The organism is Streptomyces sp. NPDC002619 (assembly GCF_042889305.1).
GTDB lineage: Bacteria > Actinomycetota > Actinomycetes > Streptomycetales > Streptomycetaceae > Streptomyces.
The window spans coordinates 104,350-120,947 of the sequence record NZ_JBIAQV010000019.1 but is presented as its reverse complement, the minus strand read 5'-3'; the positions used below and the strand labels follow the sequence as shown (position 1 = coordinate 120,947).

14 protein-coding genes and 1 riboswitch are annotated in these 16,598 nt (G+C 70.9%); of the genes, 8 read left to right on the top strand and 6 right to left on the bottom strand.

From position 1 onward, the window contains the following. The first annotated feature begins 108 nt into the window (after window positions 1-108). Complete coding sequence (locus ACFYXB_RS26980) at window positions 109-390, top strand: HPr family phosphocarrier protein (protein ID WP_053655224.1); 282 nt, start codon at window positions 109-111, stop codon at window positions 388-390. 217 nt (window positions 391-607) lie between these two features. Here the strand turns inward: ACFYXB_RS26980 and ACFYXB_RS26975 are convergent, their stop codons facing one another. The 4 genes from ACFYXB_RS26975 to ACFYXB_RS26960 all read right to left on the bottom strand — a co-directional run bounded on the left by ACFYXB_RS26975 (window position 608) and on the right by ACFYXB_RS26960 (window position 5,438). Next, a complete protein-coding gene (locus ACFYXB_RS26975) occupies window positions 608-1,294 on the bottom strand; it encodes a GntR family transcriptional regulator (protein ID WP_389586700.1) in 687 nt (228 codons plus the stop codon). A 187-nt stretch (window positions 1,295-1,481) separates the two neighbouring features. Beyond that, on the bottom strand, window positions 1,482-2,237 hold the full coding sequence (locus ACFYXB_RS26970; RefSeq protein ID WP_389586698.1) for a M23 family metallopeptidase: 756 nt from the start codon (window positions 2,235-2,237) through the stop codon (window positions 1,482-1,484). 13 nt (window positions 2,238-2,250) lie between these two features. Further along, window positions 2,251-2,410, bottom strand: a riboswitch (cyclic di-AMP (ydaO/yuaA leader). Window positions 2,411-2,634: 224 nt separating this feature from the next. After that, window positions 2,635-4,023: a M16 family metallopeptidase gene (locus ACFYXB_RS26965; protein WP_388497832.1), complete on the bottom strand. Its 1,389-nt coding sequence runs from the start codon at window positions 4,021-4,023 to the stop codon at window positions 2,635-2,637. Continuing rightward, entirely contained in the window at window positions 4,020-5,438 is a 1,419-nt protein-coding gene (locus ACFYXB_RS26960) for a M16 family metallopeptidase (RefSeq protein ID WP_389586696.1), read from the bottom strand. The genes ACFYXB_RS26965 and ACFYXB_RS26960 overlap by 4 nt, the downstream gene beginning before the upstream one ends. Before the next feature lie 293 nt (window positions 5,439-5,731). On the opposite strand from ACFYXB_RS26960, the gene ACFYXB_RS26955 reads away from it, so the two are divergent. Then, window positions 5,732-8,191 carry a DNA topoisomerase (ATP-hydrolyzing) subunit A gene (locus ACFYXB_RS26955; RefSeq protein ID WP_389586695.1) on the top strand — a complete coding sequence of 820 codons (2,460 nt, stop codon included), beginning with the start codon at window positions 5,732-5,734 and terminating at the stop codon, window positions 8,189-8,191. On the opposite strand, the gene ACFYXB_RS26950 is transcribed toward ACFYXB_RS26955, so the two are convergent. Continuing rightward, window positions 8,188-9,252, bottom strand: a complete 1,065-nt coding sequence (locus ACFYXB_RS26950; RefSeq protein WP_389586693.1) for a CobW family GTP-binding protein — start codon at window positions 9,250-9,252, stop codon at window positions 8,188-8,190. The two genes, ACFYXB_RS26955 and ACFYXB_RS26950, sit on opposite strands and share 4 nt — an antisense overlap. A 319-nt stretch (window positions 9,253-9,571) precedes the next feature. On the opposite strand from ACFYXB_RS26950, the gene ACFYXB_RS26945 reads away from it, so the two are divergent. Together ACFYXB_RS26945 and ACFYXB_RS26940 are read left to right on the top strand one after the other, a co-directional pair. Then, a complete protein-coding gene (locus ACFYXB_RS26945; RefSeq protein WP_389586691.1) occupies window positions 9,572-10,120 on the top strand; it encodes a DUF6082 family protein in 549 nt (182 codons plus the stop codon). A gap of 102 nt (window positions 10,121-10,222) precedes the next feature. Beyond that, window positions 10,223-10,459: a hypothetical protein gene (locus ACFYXB_RS26940; protein ID WP_389586689.1), complete on the top strand. Its 237-nt coding sequence runs from the start codon at window positions 10,223-10,225 to the stop codon at window positions 10,457-10,459. A gap of 149 nt (window positions 10,460-10,608) precedes the next feature. Here the strand turns inward: ACFYXB_RS26940 and ACFYXB_RS26935 are convergent, their stop codons facing one another. Then, complete coding sequence (locus tag ACFYXB_RS26935) at window positions 10,609-11,775, bottom strand: citrate synthase (protein WP_389586687.1); 1,167 nt, start codon at window positions 11,773-11,775, stop codon at window positions 10,609-10,611. 112 nt (window positions 11,776-11,887) lie between these two features. Here ACFYXB_RS26935 and ACFYXB_RS26930 point away from each other — a divergent pair, with 112 nt between their 5' ends. The 4 genes from ACFYXB_RS26930 to ACFYXB_RS26915 all read left to right on the top strand — a co-directional run bounded on the left by ACFYXB_RS26930 (window position 11,888) and on the right by ACFYXB_RS26915 (window position 16,590). Continuing rightward, a complete protein-coding gene (locus ACFYXB_RS26930; RefSeq protein WP_389586685.1) occupies window positions 11,888-13,144 on the top strand; it encodes a citrate/2-methylcitrate synthase in 1,257 nt (418 codons plus the stop codon). A 54-nt stretch (window positions 13,145-13,198) separates the two neighbouring features. After that, window positions 13,199-14,140: a sucrase ferredoxin gene (locus ACFYXB_RS26925; protein ID WP_389586683.1), complete on the top strand. Its 942-nt coding sequence runs from the start codon at window positions 13,199-13,201 to the stop codon at window positions 14,138-14,140. A 102-nt stretch (window positions 14,141-14,242) separates the two neighbouring features. After that, on the top strand, window positions 14,243-15,913 hold the full coding sequence (locus ACFYXB_RS26920) for an ATP-binding protein (RefSeq protein ID WP_389586681.1): 1,671 nt from the start codon (window positions 14,243-14,245) through the stop codon (window positions 15,911-15,913). Next, window positions 15,910-16,590, top strand: coding sequence for a response regulator (locus ACFYXB_RS26915; protein ID WP_389586679.1), 681 nt, complete (start codon window positions 15,910-15,912; stop codon window positions 16,588-16,590). The genes ACFYXB_RS26920 and ACFYXB_RS26915 overlap by 4 nt, the downstream gene beginning before the upstream one ends. Window positions 16,591-16,598 lie beyond the last annotated feature (8 nt).

Here is a 16,598-nt window from a genome sequence, read left to right as displayed (position 1 = left end):
GGCCGCGGTCCGACTCCACGCCTGGGCGGGACGCAGGACCGCTCCGGGCATGCTTCACCATATGGGAAACTGGTCTAGACAACCCTGAACACTGAAGGGCAGCATCACATGGCTGAGCGCCGCGTCAACGTCGGCTGGGCCGAGGGTCTCCACGCCCGCCCCGCTTCCATCTTCGTCCGAGCCGCCACGGCCGCAGGCGTCCCCGTGACGATCGCCAAGGCCGACGGCAACCCCGTCAACGCGGCCTCCATGCTGGCCGTCCTCGGCCTGGGCGCCCAGGGCGGCGAGGAGATCGTCCTCGCCTCCGACGCCGAAGGCGCGGACGTCGCCCTGGACCGGCTGGCCAAGCTGGTCGCCGAGGGCCTCGAGGAACTGCCCGAGACCGTCTGAACCGTACCGGATTCATACCGGACCGGTACCGGGAAGCCGCGTCGCCCAGCAGGGGTGGCGCGGCTTCCGCGTTTCCGCGGCACATCTGGTGAATTCACCGCGGGACAGACTCAGGACGCACGAATGAGGCGTGCGCCATGAATTCACGGCGCACGCGAGAAAGGTCAGCGGAAATTCACGCCACCCGAATATCCCCTCTTTGTATACGGCGCCCGTGTTAATGCCGCAGGCTCGACATGTTTACGGGGTGTTGCGAGTTCCTCACACGCTCCGCGCCGGGCGCGAATCGCAGCCGGTGCGCGGTCGTCGCGCGCTCGGTGTGCAGCGCCGTGATCGCCCGCGCGCGCTCGCCGTCGCCGCGCGCCACGGCGTCCACGATGGCACCGTGCTCCGCCCAGGACTCCGCGGGGTCGGCGGGCGCCTCGATCGCGTACATCCATGCGATCTTGTGCCGCAACTGGGTGAGCATCGAGGTCAGGGCATGGCTGCCGGAGGCCTGCGCGAGCGTCTCGTGGAACCAGCCGCCCAGCGAGCGCAGGTCCTCGCTGTTGCCCCGCCTGGCCCGCTCCTGGCCCAGCCTGACCAGGCCGCGCAGCACCTTGAGATGCGCCTCGGTACGCCGCTGAGCGGCCCGGGAGGCGCCGAGCGGCTCCAGGAGCATGCGCATCTCCAGCAGGTCGGCGGCCTCCTGCTCGGTCGGTTCGGCGACGCACGCGCCCGCGTGCCGCCGGGTCACCACGAAGCCCTCGGCCTCCAGGGTGCGCAGAGCCTCGCGGACGGGGACGCGCGAGACGCCGTAGCGGCGGGCCAGCAGTTCCTCGGTGAGCCGGCTGCCGCGCTCGTAGACACCTGCGACGATGTCGTCCCGGATCGCCGTGCATACCGAGTGCGCCGGAATACGCATGACCGACCTCCGCCTTAATCCCCGTGAAACGTCGACGATTGACGTGTGTTCTGTGACTCTATTGCAATGAGCCGGAATTTCCGATGGCGGGCCGGAATCCATGGATATTTTTTGGACAGCGGGGGGTCCGAAACGACGAAAGCCCCGGCTCGAGGGAGCCGGGGCCTCGCTGTCGCGCCTTGGGTCGTCAGACGTTCACGCCGTGCTTGCGGAGATAGGCGACGGGGTCGATGTCCGAGCCGTACTCCGGGGTCGTACGGGCCTCGAAGTGGAGGTGCGGCCCGGTCACGTTGCCGGTCGCGCCGGACAGGCCGATCTGCTGGCCGGGGACGACCGTCTGTCCCACCGAGACACCGATCGACGACAGGTGGCCGTACTGGGTGTACATCCCGTCGGCCATCCTGATCACGATCTGGTTGCCGTACGCCCCGCCCCAGCCGGTCGACACGACCGTGCCCGAGCCGACCGCGTGGACGGTGGTGCCGGAGGAGGCGTGGAAGTCGATGCCGGTGTGGGCGCCGGAGGACCACAGGGAGCCGCCGGTCTTGTAGCCGGTGGAGACGTACGAGTTCGCTATCGGCACGACGAAGGCGTTGAGGCGCTTGCGCTCGGCCTCGCGGGCGGCGCGCTCCTTGGCCGCGCGCTCCTTCTTGGCCTCCTGCGCGGCCGCCTTGCGCGCGGCCTGCTCGGCCGCCTTCTCCTCGGCGGCCTGCTTCTGGGCTGCGGCCTGGGCGTCGATCTGCTGGGCGACCGAGTCGCCGAGGGTGACGACGGGGATGAGGCCCGTCTGCTCGGCCGGGGTCTCGGCGGCGAGCGCCGGGGTGGCCGCGAGGGTGCCCATGACGCCGGTGGTGGCGAGGGCCGCGACGCCCGCCGCGCGAGCGGTGGTGCGACGTGTCCGGGTGGGACGGCGGTGCTTCCCGGTGGCGCGGGTGAACGCCATGGAGTGGCTGGTCCTTTCCTTCCTTCTCGCCTACCGGGTTAGCTGACGGGTTCGGAGCAGGAAGGTCTCCTACGGACCCCCTCGCTCGGCGCGGGCGTCCGATTCACCCCAGGGACGTGTGGGTCCCCGGCTCCCCTGGCTCGCGCCGTAGGGGGACTCGGCGATGACTGTCCGGTGCCGCGGGCGCGGCGCACTGCCTGACGAACAGCCCGGACGACGCTAAGCGGGACAAGTTTCAATCCCCAAACCGATCCGGGCTTTTGTAGCGCATCCCACAGGGCAGACAGGCAACCTCCGCCCCAATTCGGACATCTGGGGGAAATGAGAAAGGGCCCTGACAACCCGTCGGTCGTCAGAGCCCCACGCGCGCGTGCACCACACGGGCTCTACGCGTGCTCTACTCGGCGGAGACGACGCTCACTTCGCCGATGCCGAGAGCCTCCACGGGCTCCTTGATCTGCGCCGCGTCGCCGACCAGGACCGTGACCAGCCGTTCCACCGGGAAGGCGTTGACCACGGCGGCGGTGGCCTCCACGGTGCCGGTGGCTGCGAGCTGCTGGTACAGCGTCGCCTGGTAGTCGTCGGGCAGGTACTGCTCGACCTGGTCGGCGAGCGTGCTGGCCACGGCCGCCGCCGTCTCGTACTTGAGCGGCGCCACGCCGACCAGGTTCTGCACGGCGACGTCGCGCTCCGCGTCGGTGAGTCCTTCCGCGGCGAGCGTGCGCAGCACGGTCCACAGGTCCGCCAGCGCCGGGCCGGTGTTCGGGGTGTCCACGGAGCCGCTGATGGCGAGCATCGAGGCGCCTGTGCCGTCCGGGGCGGACCGCAGGACCTGGCCGAACGCGCGCACACCGTAGGTGTAGCCCTTCTCCTCGCGCAGGACGCGGTCCAGGCGGGAGGTGAGGGTGCCGCCGAGGCAGTACGTGCCGAGCACCTGCGCGGGCCACACGCGGTCGTGCCGGTCGGAGCCGACGCGGCCGATGAGCAGCTGGGTCTGGACAGCGCCGGGGCGGTCCACGATGACGACCCGGCCGGTGTCGTCGGCGCTCACCGGCGGCACGGGGCGCGGCTGAGCCTGGGAGCCGGTCCAGTCGCCCAGGGTCTCGCCGAGCAGCTCGTCCAGGTCGATGCCGGTGAGGTCGCCGACGACCACGGCGGTGGCCGTGGCGGGCCTGACGTGCCGGTCGTAGAAGGCGCTTACGGCCACCGCGTCGATCTTCTCGACCGTGTCCTCGGTGCCCTGGCGCGGGCGGGACATGCGCGCGGTCGCCGGGAACAGCTCCTTGGAGAGCTCCTTGGCAGCGCGGCGGGAGGGGTTGGCCAGCTCGTGCGGGATCTCGTCGAGGCGGTTGCGGACCAGCCGCTCGACCTCGCTGTCCGCGAACGCCGGCGCCCTGAGGGCGTCGGCGAGCAGCCCGAGCGCCTTGCCGAGGCGGGAGGCGGGTACCTCCAGGCTCAGCCTGACGCCGGGGTGGTCGGCATGCGCGTCGAGGGTGGCGCCGCAGCGCTCCAGCTCGGCGGCGAACTCCTCGGCGGAGTGCTTGTCGGTGCCCTCGGAGAAGGCCCGCGCCATGATCGTGGCGACGCCGTCGAAGCCGGCCGGCTCGGCGTCCAGGGGCGCGTCGAGGAGCACCTCGACGGCCACGACCTGCTGGCCGGGGCGGTGGCAGCGCAGCACGGTCAGGCCGTTGTCCAGCGTGCCTCGCTCGGGGGCCGGGAAGGCCCACGGCTTCGCCTCGCCCGCGCGGGGCTGGGGGTGGAACTCCATCGCGGCGAGCTCGGTCACTTGGCCGCCTCCTCGTTGTCGTCCTGGTCTGCGGTGGCGCCGGCTTCGACGGTGGCCTCGGACTCCGGGTCCTCGGGGATGCCCGGGTCCTCGGTGTGCTCCGCGGACTCGGCCGACAGCGGCTCGTACACGAGCACCGCGCGGTTGTCGGGGCGCAGCCGGGCCTGGGCGACCTCCTTGACCTCCTCCGGGGTCACCGCGAGGACGCGCTGCACGGCGGTGAGGGCGAGCTGCGGGTCGCCGAACAGGACGGCGTACCGGCACAGTTCGTCGGCGCGGCCCGCGACCGTGCCGAGCCGGTCCAGCCACTCGCGCTCCAACTGGGCCTGGGCGCGCTCCATTTCCTCGGACGTGGGGCCCTCCTCGGCGAAGCGGGCGAGCTCCTCGTCGATCGCGGTCTCGATGACCGGCACCTCGACATCGCCGGAGGTCTTCACGTCCAGCCAGCCCAGGGAGGGCGCCCCGGCCAGCCGCAGCAGGCCGAACCCGGCCGCGACCGCCGTACGGTCGCGCCGTACGAGCCGGTTGTAGAGCCGGGAGGACTCGCCGCCGCCCAGGACGGTGAGCGCCACGTCGACCGCGTCCGCCTCGCGCGTGCCGTCCTCGGGGAGCCGGTAGGCGGCCATCAGGGCGCGGGCCGGGACCTCCTCGACGACGACCTCGCGCAGCTGCTCGCCGATGACGTCCGGCAGCGAGCCGTCACGCGGCGTGGGCTTGCCGTCGTGGGCGGGGATCGAGCCGAAGTACTTCTCGACCCAGGCGAGGGTCTGCTGCGGGTCGATGTCACCGACCACGGAGAGCACGGCGTTGTTCGGCGCGTAGTACGTGCGGAAGAACGCGCGCGCGTCCTCCAGGGTGGCCGCGTCGAGGTCCGCCATCGAGCCGATCGGCGTGTGGTGGTACGGGTGGCCCTCCGGGTAGGCGAGGGCGGTCAGCTTCTCGAACGCGGTGCCGTAGGGCACGTTGTCGTAGCGTTGGCGGCGCTCGTTCTTGACGACGTCGCGCTGGTTCTCCATGGACTCGTCGTCGAGCGCGGCCAGCAGGGAGCCCATCCGGTCGGCCTCCAGCCACAGGGCGAGCTCCAACTGGTGGGCGGGCATGGTCTCGAAGTAGTTGGTGCGCTCGAAGCTGGTGGTGCCGTTCAGCGAGCCGCCGGCGCCCTGCACGAGCTCGAAGTGACCGTTGCCCGTCACCTGTCCGGAGCCCTGGAACATCAGGTGCTCGAAGAGGTGAGCCAGGCCGGTACGCCCCTTGACTTCGTGGCGGGAGCCGACGTCGTACCAGAGGCAGACCGCCGCGACCGGGGTCAGATGGTCCTCGGAGAGCACCACGCGCAGACCGTTGGCCAGGCGGTGCTCGGTCGCTGTCAGGCCCCCGGAGCCTGCCTCGGCTGTGGCCGTGTGACCCATGGGCATGTACGTCCCTTCGATCGCGGATGCGGTCGTGAAAACCGCGGTTTTCCTGCCAGTCCTGCCACTGTATGCAAGCGTGCGCACCATGCGCGAAGTTCCCGCGGGACATACGCCCACAGCGGATCGCGTAGCCTGCGGGATCGTGCCGCGGAGCGGCACCGGGCGGACCCGGACACCGGGGCCCGGCCCGGGTTGTCAGTGCCGCGGTCCACAATGGTCCACGTCAGATCGCGTTGAACGCCTCAACAAGAGCGCCCCTTAGGCGGGCGACCCGAAAACAGGAGGAGCCGGCAGCGATGGCCCGCCGCAGCACGAAGACCCCGCCGCCCGACGACTCGTTCGAGGAGAAGATCCTCGACATCGACGTCGTGGACGAGATGCAGGGTTCGTACCTCGAGTACGCGTATTCGGTCATCTACTCCCGTGCCCTGCCGGACGCCCGAGACGGCCTCAAGCCGGTGCACCGCCGCATCGTCTACCAGATGAACGAGATGGGCCTGCGCCCCGAGCGCGGCTATGTGAAGTGCGCCCGCGTCGTCGGCGACGTCATGGGCAAGCTCCACCCGCACGGCGACGCGTCGATCTACGACGCCCTGGTGCGCATGGCCCAGCCGTTCTCGATGCGCGTCCCGCTGGTCGACGGCCACGGCAACTTCGGTTCGCTGGGCAACGACGACCCGCCGGCCGCCATGCGGTACACCGAGTGCCGGATGGCCGAGGCGACGAGCCTGATGACCGAGTCGATCGACGAGGACACGGTCGACTTCGCGCCCAACTACGACGGCCAGGAGCAGGAGCCGGTCGCCCTGCCCGCCGCCTTCCCGAACCTGCTGGTCAACGGCACCTCGGGCATCGCGGTCGGCATGGCCACCAACATGCCGCCGCATAACCTGGGCGAGGTCGTCGCGGCCGCCCGCCATCTGATCCGCCATCCGAACGCGGACCTGGACACGCTGATGAAGTTCGTCCCGGGTCCGGACCTGCCCACCGGCGGCCGCATCGTCGGCCTGTCCGGGATCCGCGACGCCTACGCGACGGGCCGCGGCACGTTCAGGATCCGCGCGACGGTGGCCGTGGACACCGTGACCGCGCGCCGCAAGGGCCTCGTCGTCACCGAGCTGCCGTTCGCGGTCGGCCCGGAGAAGGTCATCACCAAGATCAAGGACCTGGTCGGCTCGAAGAAGCTCCAGGGCATCGCGGACGTCAAGGACCTCACGGACCGTGAGCACGGGCTGCGCCTGGTCATCGAGATCAAGAACGGCTTCGTGCCGGAGGCGGTCCTGGAGCAGCTCTACAAGCTGACGCCGATGGAGGAGTCCTTCGGCATCAACAACGTGGCCCTGGTCGACGGCCAGCCGCTCACGCTGGGCCTCAAGGAGCTCCTGGAGGTCTACCTCGACCACCGCTTCGAGGTCGTGCGCCGACGCTCGGAGTTCCGCCGCGCCAAGCGGCGCGACCGACTGCACCTGGTGGAGGGCCTGCTCACCGCCCTGGTCGACATCGACGAGGTCATCCGGCTCATCCGCTCCAGCGACAACTCCGCGGAGGCGAAGCAGCGCCTGATCGAGCGCTTCTCGCTGAGCGACATCCAGACGCAGTACATCCTGGACACCCCCCTGCGCCGTCTGACGAAGTTCGACCGCATCGAGCTGGAGGCGGAGAAGGACCGGCTCAACACCGAGATCGCGGAGCTGACCCGGATCCTGGAGTCCGACACCGAACTGCGCAAGCTGGTCTCCGCCGAACTGGCCGCGGTGGCCAAGAAGTTCGGCACCGAGCGGCGCACCGTCCTGCTGGAGGCGGGGGGCGCCCCGGCGGCGGCCGTGCCGCTCCAGGTGGCGGACGACCCGGTCCGGGTGCTGCTGTCGTCGACGGGTCTGCTGGCGCGTACGGCGAACGGCGAGCCCTTCCCGGAGGACGGCGACGCCAAGCGCGCCAAGCACGACGTGATCGTCTCGGCGGTCCCGGGGACGGTGCGCGGCGAGGTGGGCGTGGTGACGTCCGCCGGCCGGCTGCTGCGGGTGAACGTGGTCGACCTCCCGCAACTGCCGGAGACGGCGGCGGCGCCGAACCTCGCCGGCGGCGCTCCGCTGTCCGAGTTCGTCTCCCTGGACGACGACGAGAGCGTGGTGTGCCTGACCACGCTCGACGAGTCGTCCCCGGGCCTGGCGCTCGGCACGGAACAGGGCGTCGTCAAGCGCGTGGTGCCCGACTACCCGTCCAACAAGGAGGAGTTGGAGGTCATCACCCTCAAGGACGGTGACCGCATCGTCGGCGCGGTGGAGCTGCGCACCGGCGAGGAGGACCTGGTGTTCATCACGGACGACGCGCAACTGCTGCGCTACCAGGCCTCCCAGGTCCGTCCCCAGGGCCGCCCGGCCGGCGGTATGGCGGGCGTCAAGCTCACCGAGGGCGCCAAGGTGATCTCCTTCACCGCCGTCGATCCGGCCGTGGACGCGGTGGTCTTCACGGTGGCGGGCTCGCGCGGCACGCTGGACGACTCCGTTCAGACGACGGCCAAGCTGACCCCGTTCGACCAGTACCCGCGCAAGGGCCGTGCCACCGGCGGAGTGCGCTGCCAGCGGTTCCTGAAGGGCGAGGACTGCCTGGCCCTGGCCTGGACGGGCCCGACCCCGGCCCGGGCGGCACAGAAGAACGGCGCCCCGGCCGAACTCCCCGAGATCGACCCGCGCCGCGACGGTTCGGGCGTGTCCCTGCCGAAGACGGTGTCGGTGGTGGCGGGTCCGGTGTTCTAACCGAGGGCCACGTACGACTCCTCGTCCCCTGGATCCCGTACGTAGCGCAGGACGCCCCACATGCCGTGCTCGTCGGCGTGTGGGGCGTCGTTCTCACACGCATGGAGTTCCTTGCCGAGGGTGTCGGTGTCGATGCCGGAGCCGATGAGGACGAGTTGGGTGAGACGGGGGCCGGCAGGCAGCCAGGGCTGCGGGTAGAACCGCAGGAACGGTCCGACGGCGTGGACGGCGTACCGGTTCACGGTGTCGTGGGACCCGAAGTCGACGTACCCCTTGATCCGGTAGAGCCCCTCGGGCCGGCTGTCGAGAAACGCCATCAACCGGCGTGGATCGAGGGGGACTCCGGAGACGAACGAGAGGCTGTCGTAGGCGGCGTGCAGGTGCCCGTCGTGGCCGCCGCTCGCGCTGTGGTCGTGCAGATCGTCGAAGGACAGCTGCCCGACGCGCTCCTCGGCGGGCCGGCAGTCGAAGAGCAGCTCGGGGTCGATACGGCCGTAGGTGCTGGGCACGACGGCGGCACGGCCGGCGAGTGAACCGACGAACGCAAGAACGCGCTCGCCGTCGCCGGCCCGGTCGAGCTTGTTGACCACGACGAGGTCGGCGAGGGCGAGGTGGCGGTCGATCTCGGGGTGCCGGGCGCGGGTGGCGTGGAACTCGGCGGCGTCGACGACCTCGACGAGCCCGCCGTACACGATCCCGGGGTGCTCGCTGGCGAGCAGCATCCGGACGAGTTCCTGCGGTTCGGCGAGCCCGCTGGCCTCGATGACGATGACGTCGATGCCGGTGTCGGGCGAGGCGAGCCGCTCCAGATAGGAGTCCAGTTCACTCACGTCGACGGCACAGCACAGGCATCCGTTGCCGAGCGAGACGGTCGAGTCGCCGAGCGCCCCCGCCACGGCCATGGCGTCGATCTCGACGGCGCCGAAGTCGTTGACGATCGCGCCGATACGGCTGCCTCCGCTGCGGTGGAGGAGGTGATTGAGGAGGGTGGTCTTCCCGGAGCCCAGGAATCCGGCGAGTACGACGACCGGGATCTGCTGCGGACTGCCGTGGTGCCCCAACGTGCGACCTCTCTGACGCGGAAGCGTGCACCGGCTCACGACCCGGCGCACACGCGAGGATGTAATGCCACCCCAGGATACGAGCGGGAAGAAACCTCGCGAAGTGAACGATTGTTAGCAGCACTTGCTGGGCAGACGATGGGCAGAGCGCCGGAGCGTGCGACCCTCGCTTCCTTCCGTGCGCCGCCTCTCCGCCTCCCGCCGATCAGAGCCGCTCGGCACTCTGGGAGACGGCAAGGGCCGCCCACCGCTCGCCGGTACCTTTCAGTCGACCCGCACCCCGACGACCGGCGGACGGCCGCCCGATTCGGGGGTTGACATGGCCACACGGAAGAACGCTGCAGGGAGGCTTGGCTCCGTCACAGCCGGTCTCCTGCTCGCCACCGCCACGTTGACGCTGGCCGCACGTCAGCGCCGTCTGGAGGCGGAGCGCCTGCAGACCAGGCGACTGGAACTCGAGGAATTGGCCTCCCGGCGCAGTGCCCTGGCGCATCAGCAGCGCATGCACTGGGAATTGCTGGCCAGGGCGATCGACGACCCGTCCCTGGCAGCAGTGATCGACACCTACGACACGAGCATCCCGGCCGAGAAGCGGCGTCAGTTCTTCTACGCCAATGCCTGGTACGTCAACCTCTATCACCTCCACAAAGCGGGCCTTCTGGACGAGAAGGAGTTGTTCGGGCGGCTGCGCGAGATCTTCCAGAACCCTGTGATGCGGGAGTACTGGGAGGCCTCGAAGGGTCAGCGTGCAACCCTGAAGCAGTCGGCCGACGAGGCGAGGATCGGCCGTATGGTCGACGGTCTCATCCAGGACCTCGACGAAGCCGACACGGACGAGTGGTGGGTTGTCGGCAACCCACCGAGATGATCACTCCGCTTGAGTGACTTTTGGCCATCCAGCAACATCCGGCTCTTGAACCCCGCTATTTTTCTGGGTTGTAGTGTGCCCAAAACTAAGGACCGGTACCCCTTGAAGATCGTGCGCCGCATCGGTGTGCCTCCGAGCGTCCGTGGCAGTACCTCTGGAGCCAACTGCCCCGACGTGTTCGAACTGAGCGACGGCAACTTCGCCGTCATCGGCACCGAGGCCACCGAGGCGCTGGAGCGAGAGCTGCCCGCCGATGCCTCCCGCGCCGACTACGAACGCATCGTCATCGTGAGCCGGGAGACCTTGATCCGAGCCAAGGCGGACATCCCCGACGCCTGACCCTCCCCCGTCCCCCTCCACGCCCCGACCGCACACGACCGTCGAGCAGGTCGGGCCACCCGTTCGACGAGCAACCCGGCACCCCGTCACTGCTCGATCAGCCACCGATGAGGCCTGGTGTCAGAACGACGCCAGGCCACACGTATGTCTCACGCCCCTGCAGGCACCGCCACCGGCGCCTCCGGCCCCACATACCGTGCCACCGGTCGGATGATCTTCGAGTCCGAAGCCTGTTCCAGGATGTTCGCGCTCCAGCCCACCACGCGCGCCGCCGCGAACGTGGGGGTGAACATCTCGCGGGGCAGGCCGCAGAGTTCCATGACCACGCCCGCGTAGAACTCGACGTTGGTGTGGAGTTCGCGGCCGGGCTTCAGCTCCGCGAGAATCGCCTCGACGTGTCGCTCGACCTCGACGGCGAAGTCGACCCGCGGACCCCCGAAGCCCTGCGCGATCTCGCGGAGCATCCGCGAACGGGGATCCTCCGTCCGGTAGATCGCATGGCCGAAGCCCATGATGCGCTCACCGGAGAGGACCCGTTCCCGGATCCAGCCGTCGATCCGGTCCGGCGTCCCGATCGCGTCCAAGGTGTCCAGGGCACGGCTCGGCGCCCCGCCGTGCAGCGGCCCGGACAGCGCACCCACGGCCCCCACCAGACACGCCGCCACATCGGCGCCCGTCGACGCGATGACCCGAGCGGTGAAGGTTGATGCATTGAATCCATGGTCAATGGTTGAGATCAGGTATTGCTCGACCGCCCGCGCCCTCAATGGATCCGGTTCCGACCCCGTCAACATGTAGAGGTAGTTGGCCGCGTAGGAGAGATCCTCCCGCGGCTCCACCGGGTCGAGCCCCTGCCCCAGCCGGTACAGCGCGGTGAGCAGCGTCGGTACGGCGGCGCACGCGGCCAGGGTGTCCTCGCGACGCCGGTCCGCGTCGACGTCGTACACCGGCCGGAAGCCCTTGGCCGCGCCCAGCAGCGACAGTGCCGTGCGCATCCCGGCCAGTGGCCCCGAGGTGCGGCTCGCCGCGGCGAGGGCGGGCAGGGCGGCCCGGACCTCCTCGGGCAGCCGGCGCAGCGCCGCGGTGCGGGCGGTGAAGGCGGAACGCTGCCCCGCGTCCGGCAGTTCGCCGTGGACGAGAAGGTGCCAGACGTCCTCGAAGCCGCGGGTCCGCGCGAGTTCGACGGCGGAGTACTGGCGGTAGTGATAGAAGCCCTCGAGCCCTCGGACGTCACCGATCTCGGTGTCGGTGACGACGACGCCCGCGAGTCCGCGTGGTACGTCGACAAGGGTGGCCGCGGCCCTGTTGATGGACATGTTGTTCCTCCCTGGACTTGATTCGACTGTCCATGCTTGACTGATTTCCTGTCAATATTGATCCAGTCAATACATCAGTTCATGCTCCCGGGAGGCGGCTACGGTGACCCCCATGCGCGATCAAGAACCCGCTCCCGGCGGCCCCGAGCGGAGGCTGAGCACCAAGGAGACGGCGGAACTGCTGGGTGTGAAACCGGAGACCGTCTACGCGTATGTGAGCCGCGGCCAGCTCAGCAGCAGGCGCGAACCCGGCGGCCGCGGCAGTACGTTCGACGCCGCCGAGGTGGAGTCCCTGGCACGGCGCAACAGACGTGACAGCGCGGGGAGTTCGGCCTCCGGCGGTGAACTGTCCGTGCGCACCCACCTCACGCTGATCGAGAACGACCGGTACTTCTTCCGCGGCGTCGACGCCACCGAACTCGCCGCGCGCCACTCCTACGAAGAGGTCGCCGAGTGGCTGTGGACCGGACGGCTCACCCCCGGCGTCACCTTCACCGCACCCGAGACCACTGTCGCAGTGGCCCGCCGCGCGGTGAACGCCCTGCCGGAACACACCTCGCCCACCGACCGGCTGCGGGTCGCGGCGGTCGCCGCCGCCGCCGAGGATCCGCTGCGCTTCGACCTGTCAGAAGAAGCCGTGCTCGGCACCGCGCGCATCATCATCCCCACACTCGTCGACGCGCTGCCGACCCAGCCGTTCGGCCACCAGGACAACGGCACGCTGGCCCACCGTCTGTGGGGCCGGTTGACCGGCCGCGAAGCCGACGAGGCGTCACTGCGCGCCCTGGACACGGCACTCGCCCTGCTCGTCGACCACGACCTGGCCGCCTCGACACTGGCGGTCCGCGTCGCCGCCTCGGCCCGCGCCCACGCCTACGCCGCCGTTTCGGCCGGACTCGGTGTCATCGAGGGCCCGTTGCACGGCGCGGCCAGCGGACTCGCCCACCGCCTGCTGCTCGACGTGCTGGACGAGGGCAACGCGGTCCCGGTGATCGCGGCGGAACTCCGCGCGGGCCGCCGCATCCCCGGCCTCGGCCACCGGCTCTACCTGGGCGAGGACCCACGCGCGCGTGCGCTGTTCGCCCTCCTTGAGCAGATCCCACGCGCGGAGTCCGCCCTGCTCGCGGCCCGCGACGTCGTCGCCACCACCGCCCGCCACACCCCGCTGCACGCCAACGTCGACCTGGCCCTCGCCGTCCTCACCGTCTCCTGCGGAATGCCCTCGACGGCGGGCGAGACGATCTTCGCCGTCGCCAGGACGGCAGGCTGGATCGCGCACGCGCTGGAGGAGTACGGGGAGCGTCCCCTGCGCATGCGTCCCAGCGGTCACTATGTCGGCCCGCGCCCGCCTCAGCCCCTGCCGGAGTAGAACACGAGCGAGGCTGGAAGTCGCCCCGAGGGAAGTCAGGTTAGGCTCACCTCCGTGAGTAGGTGTGCGCCCGTCTCCCGGAGCCTCGACGAGCCCGTTTCCGGAACGGCGGCCACGGCGACGACGTGGCTGCTCCTGGAACAGCCCGGCCCTTGGGGCGCCCAGGCGCTCACTTCGAGCCACCTGGATCGCGCGCTGGGCCGCGCACTGGAGGCGGCCGCCGAAGGAACGGGCGTGCGCATCGCGTTGATCCGGCGCCCCGGACGGCACGCCGACCCCGGCACACCTCTGATGCGCCAGGTGTACGCCGCACACACCGTGCCCGGACGCGTATGGCTGCACTCCGCGACGACCCGCGACCCGCGTCAACTGCTCGACCTCGACTTCGCCGCCCTCGGCGAGGGCGGCCACCGGACGTTCGACACGGCCCTCGGCGGCGCCGCGCACACGGGCAGTCCCCTCGCGCTCGTCTGCACCAACGGCAAGCGCGACCGCTGCTGCGCCCTGCTGGGCCGCCCGCTCGCGGCCGAGCTCGCCGCGTCCGGTGTGCCCGGCGTCTGGGAGGTCACTCATCTGGGTGGTCATCGCTTCTCGCCCACGGTGCTCGTCCTGCCGTACGGCTATGCGTACGGCAGGGCCGAGGCGCACTCCGTCAAGGAGGTCCTGCACGGCGTCCAGGAGGGCCGGGTGGTCGTCGAGGGGTGTCGCGGGAGCTCGGCCTGGGAGAAGCCCGGTCAAGCGGCCGAGCTGGCGGTCCGGTCGGCGGCCGGCGAGTACGCGGCGGGCGTGCTGAGCGTCGTGAAGACCGACGGGGCGGCGCCGCGCTGGACGGTGACCGTCGCCCACACGGACGGCCGCCGCTGGCGCGTGATCGTGGCCCAGGGAGCCTCCCTGCCGCCGCGGGCGGAGAGCTGCGGGGCCCCGGTGCCGGGGACGCCGGCCCGCATGGACGTGGTGTCGGTGCGCGAGCTGACGGCGACGGCCCTGGCGAGCTGAGGGCCGTACCGGAGCGGGTATACCCCGCCCTCAAGTCTTGATCAAGAGATCCATGCCACACCCCCTACGACCGGGACCGCCCGCCCACGTACCGTCGTGGCCATGAGCCCCACTCCCCCCGCACGCCGTCTGCGCCTCGGTCTGCCACGTCGGGTGTTCTCGCAGGTCCTGCTGATGCAGGTGGCGATCGCCGCGGGAGTCGCGGTGCTCGCCACCGGGCTGTTCCTCGCGCCTCTGAGCAAGCAGCTGGACCAGGAGGCGATGCGCCGGGCACTGGCGATCGCCCAGACCACGGCCCAGGACCCGCAGCTCGCCGAGGGCGTCCAGAACACTCCGCCGACCGTCGGCGGCCCGGTGCAGCGGGAGGCCGAGCGGATCCGGCGCGCCACGCACGCCGAGTACATCGTGGTGATGGACCGGCGGGGGGTGCGCTGGTCGCACACCACACCGAGCGAGGTGGGCGCCCACGTCTCGACCGACCCCAGCGAGGCGCTGGCCGGCAAGCAGGTCATGGAGATCGACAAGGGCACACTGGGCCGCTCCGCGCGCGGGAAGGTGCCGCTGTACGACGCTGACCATCGGATCGTCGGGGCCGTCTCGGTCGGTATCGCCTACGACAGCGTGCGGGCCCGGCTGCTCAGCGCGATCCCGGGGCTGTTCGCGTACGCGGGAGGGGCCCTCGCCGTCGGCACGCTGGCCGCCTGGCTGATCTCCCGCAGGGTCCAGCGGCAGACCCGGGACCTGGCCTTCTCGGACATCTCGGCGCTGCTCGCGGAGCGGGAGGCGATGCTGCACGGCATCCGGGAGGGCGTCGTCGCCCTCGACAGGACCGGCCGTGTCCGCCTCCTCAACGACGAGGCGCGGCGTCTGCTCGGCATCGGCGACGAGGCCGTCGGCCGGTCCCCCGACGAGGCGCTCGGCGAGGGGCGGACCACCGACGTGCTGGCCGGGCGGGTGACCGGCACCGACCTGCTCACCGTCCGGGGCCAGCGTGTCCTGGTCGCCAACCGGATGCCGACCGACGACGGCGGCGCGGTGGCGACCCTGCGCGACCGGACCGAGCTGGAGCAGCTCGGCCGCGAACTCGACTCCACGCGCGGCCTCATCGACGCCCTGCGCGCCCAGGACCACGAGCACGCCAACCGCATGCACACACTGCTGGGCCTGCTCGAACTGGAGATGTACGACGACGCCGTGGAGTTCGTCGGGGAGGTGGTCGGCGACCACCGGGTCACCGCGGAGCAGGTCACCGAGAAGATCCAGGATCCGCTGCTGGCCGCCCTGCTGGTCGGCAAGGCAACCGTCGCGGCCGAACGCGGGGTCGCCCTGTGGGTGTCGGACCGCACCCGTCTGCCCGACCGCCTGATCGACCCCCGAGGGCTGGTCACGGTCGTGGGCAACCTCGTGGACAACGCGCTCGATGCCGTCGCGGGCACTCCCCACGCACGCGTGGAGGTCGAGTTGCGCACCGAGGGCCGCACGGCCGTTCTCAGGGTGCGCGACACGGGGCCCGGGATCCCGGCGGAACAACGGGAGTTGATCTTCGCGGAGGGGTGGTCCACCAAGGAGCCGCCCGCGCACGGCAAACGCGGCATAGGGCTCTCCCTGGTGCGCAGGCTCGCCGAACGGCAGGGCGGAACCGCGACGGTGGGCGAAGCGGACGGCGGGGGCGCGGAGTTCGTGGTGGTCCTGCCCGACGCGCTGACCGAGCCGGAGCTGGAACCGGCACTCTCCGCGCGCGTGGCGGCCGATGCCGAGGAGGAGGCGCGATGATCGAGGTCCTGGTCGTGGACGACGACACCCGGGTCGCCCGGGTCAACGCCGCCTACGTCGAGAAGGTGCCGGGCTTCCATGTGGCGGCCGAGGCGCACAACGCGGCCGAGGCGCTACGTCAGTTGGACACGCTGCCGCGTCTCGACCTGGTCCTCCTGGACCACTACCTGCCCGACGACACGGGCCTCGCGGTCGTCCGGGAGATGCGCCGGCGCGGCCACCAGACCGACGTGATCATGGTGACGGCGGCCCGGGACGTGTCGACCGTCCAGGCGGCGATGCGGCAGGGTGCCCTGCAGTACCTGGTGAAGCCGTTCGCCTTCGCGGGCCTGCGGACCAAACTGGAGGCGTACGCGCGGTTGCGCCGCACCCTGGACGGCGGCGGGGAGGCCGAACAGGCCGATGTGGACCGGATCTTCGGCGCGCTGTCCACTCCGTCGGAGCCTGACCTGCCCAAGGGGCACTCCCCCACCACGGCCGAGCTGGTACGGCAGTCCCTGATGAACGCCGATGTCCCGCTGTCGGCCCAGGAGATCGCCGAGCGGACCGGGGTGAGCCGACAGACCGCCCAGCGCTATCTGAAGCTCCTGGAGCGCACGGGACGGGCCAGGCTGACCCTCAGATACGGCGACGCGGGCCGACCCGAACACCGTTACGTGTGGGCGACCCGCGCCTGATGCGCCGC

Excerpts from the sequence above, each read along its gene's own strand:
- ACFYXB_RS26975 (WP_389586700.1), bottom strand. The coding sequence starts at position 1,294 with ATGCGTATTCCGGCGCACTCGGTATGCACGGCGATCCGGGACGACATC.
- ACFYXB_RS26970 (WP_389586698.1), bottom strand. The coding sequence starts at position 2,237 with ATGGCGTTCACCCGCGCCACCGGGAAGCACCGCCGTCCCACCCGGACA.
- ACFYXB_RS26935 (WP_389586687.1), bottom strand. The coding sequence starts at position 11,775 with ATGTCCATCAACAGGGCCGCGGCCACCCTTGTCGACGTACCACGCGGA.
- ACFYXB_RS26980 (WP_053655224.1), top strand. The coding sequence starts at position 109 with ATGGCTGAGCGCCGCGTCAACGTCGGCTGGGCCGAGGGTCTCCACGCC.
- ACFYXB_RS26955 (WP_389586695.1), top strand. The coding sequence starts at position 5,732 with ATGGCCCGCCGCAGCACGAAGACCCCGCCGCCCGACGACTCGTTCGAG.
- ACFYXB_RS26945 (WP_389586691.1), top strand. The coding sequence starts at position 9,572 with ATGGCCACACGGAAGAACGCTGCAGGGAGGCTTGGCTCCGTCACAGCC.
- ACFYXB_RS26930 (WP_389586685.1), top strand. The coding sequence starts at position 11,888 with ATGCGCGATCAAGAACCCGCTCCCGGCGGCCCCGAGCGGAGGCTGAGC.
- ACFYXB_RS26915 (WP_389586679.1), top strand. The coding sequence starts at position 15,910 with ATGATCGAGGTCCTGGTCGTGGACGACGACACCCGGGTCGCCCGGGTC.
- ACFYXB_RS26960 (WP_389586696.1), bottom strand. The coding sequence starts at position 5,438 with ATGCCCATGGGTCACACGGCCACAGCCGAGGCAGGCTCCGGGGGCCTG.
- ACFYXB_RS26920 (WP_389586681.1), top strand. The coding sequence starts at position 14,243 with ATGAGCCCCACTCCCCCCGCACGCCGTCTGCGCCTCGGTCTGCCACGT.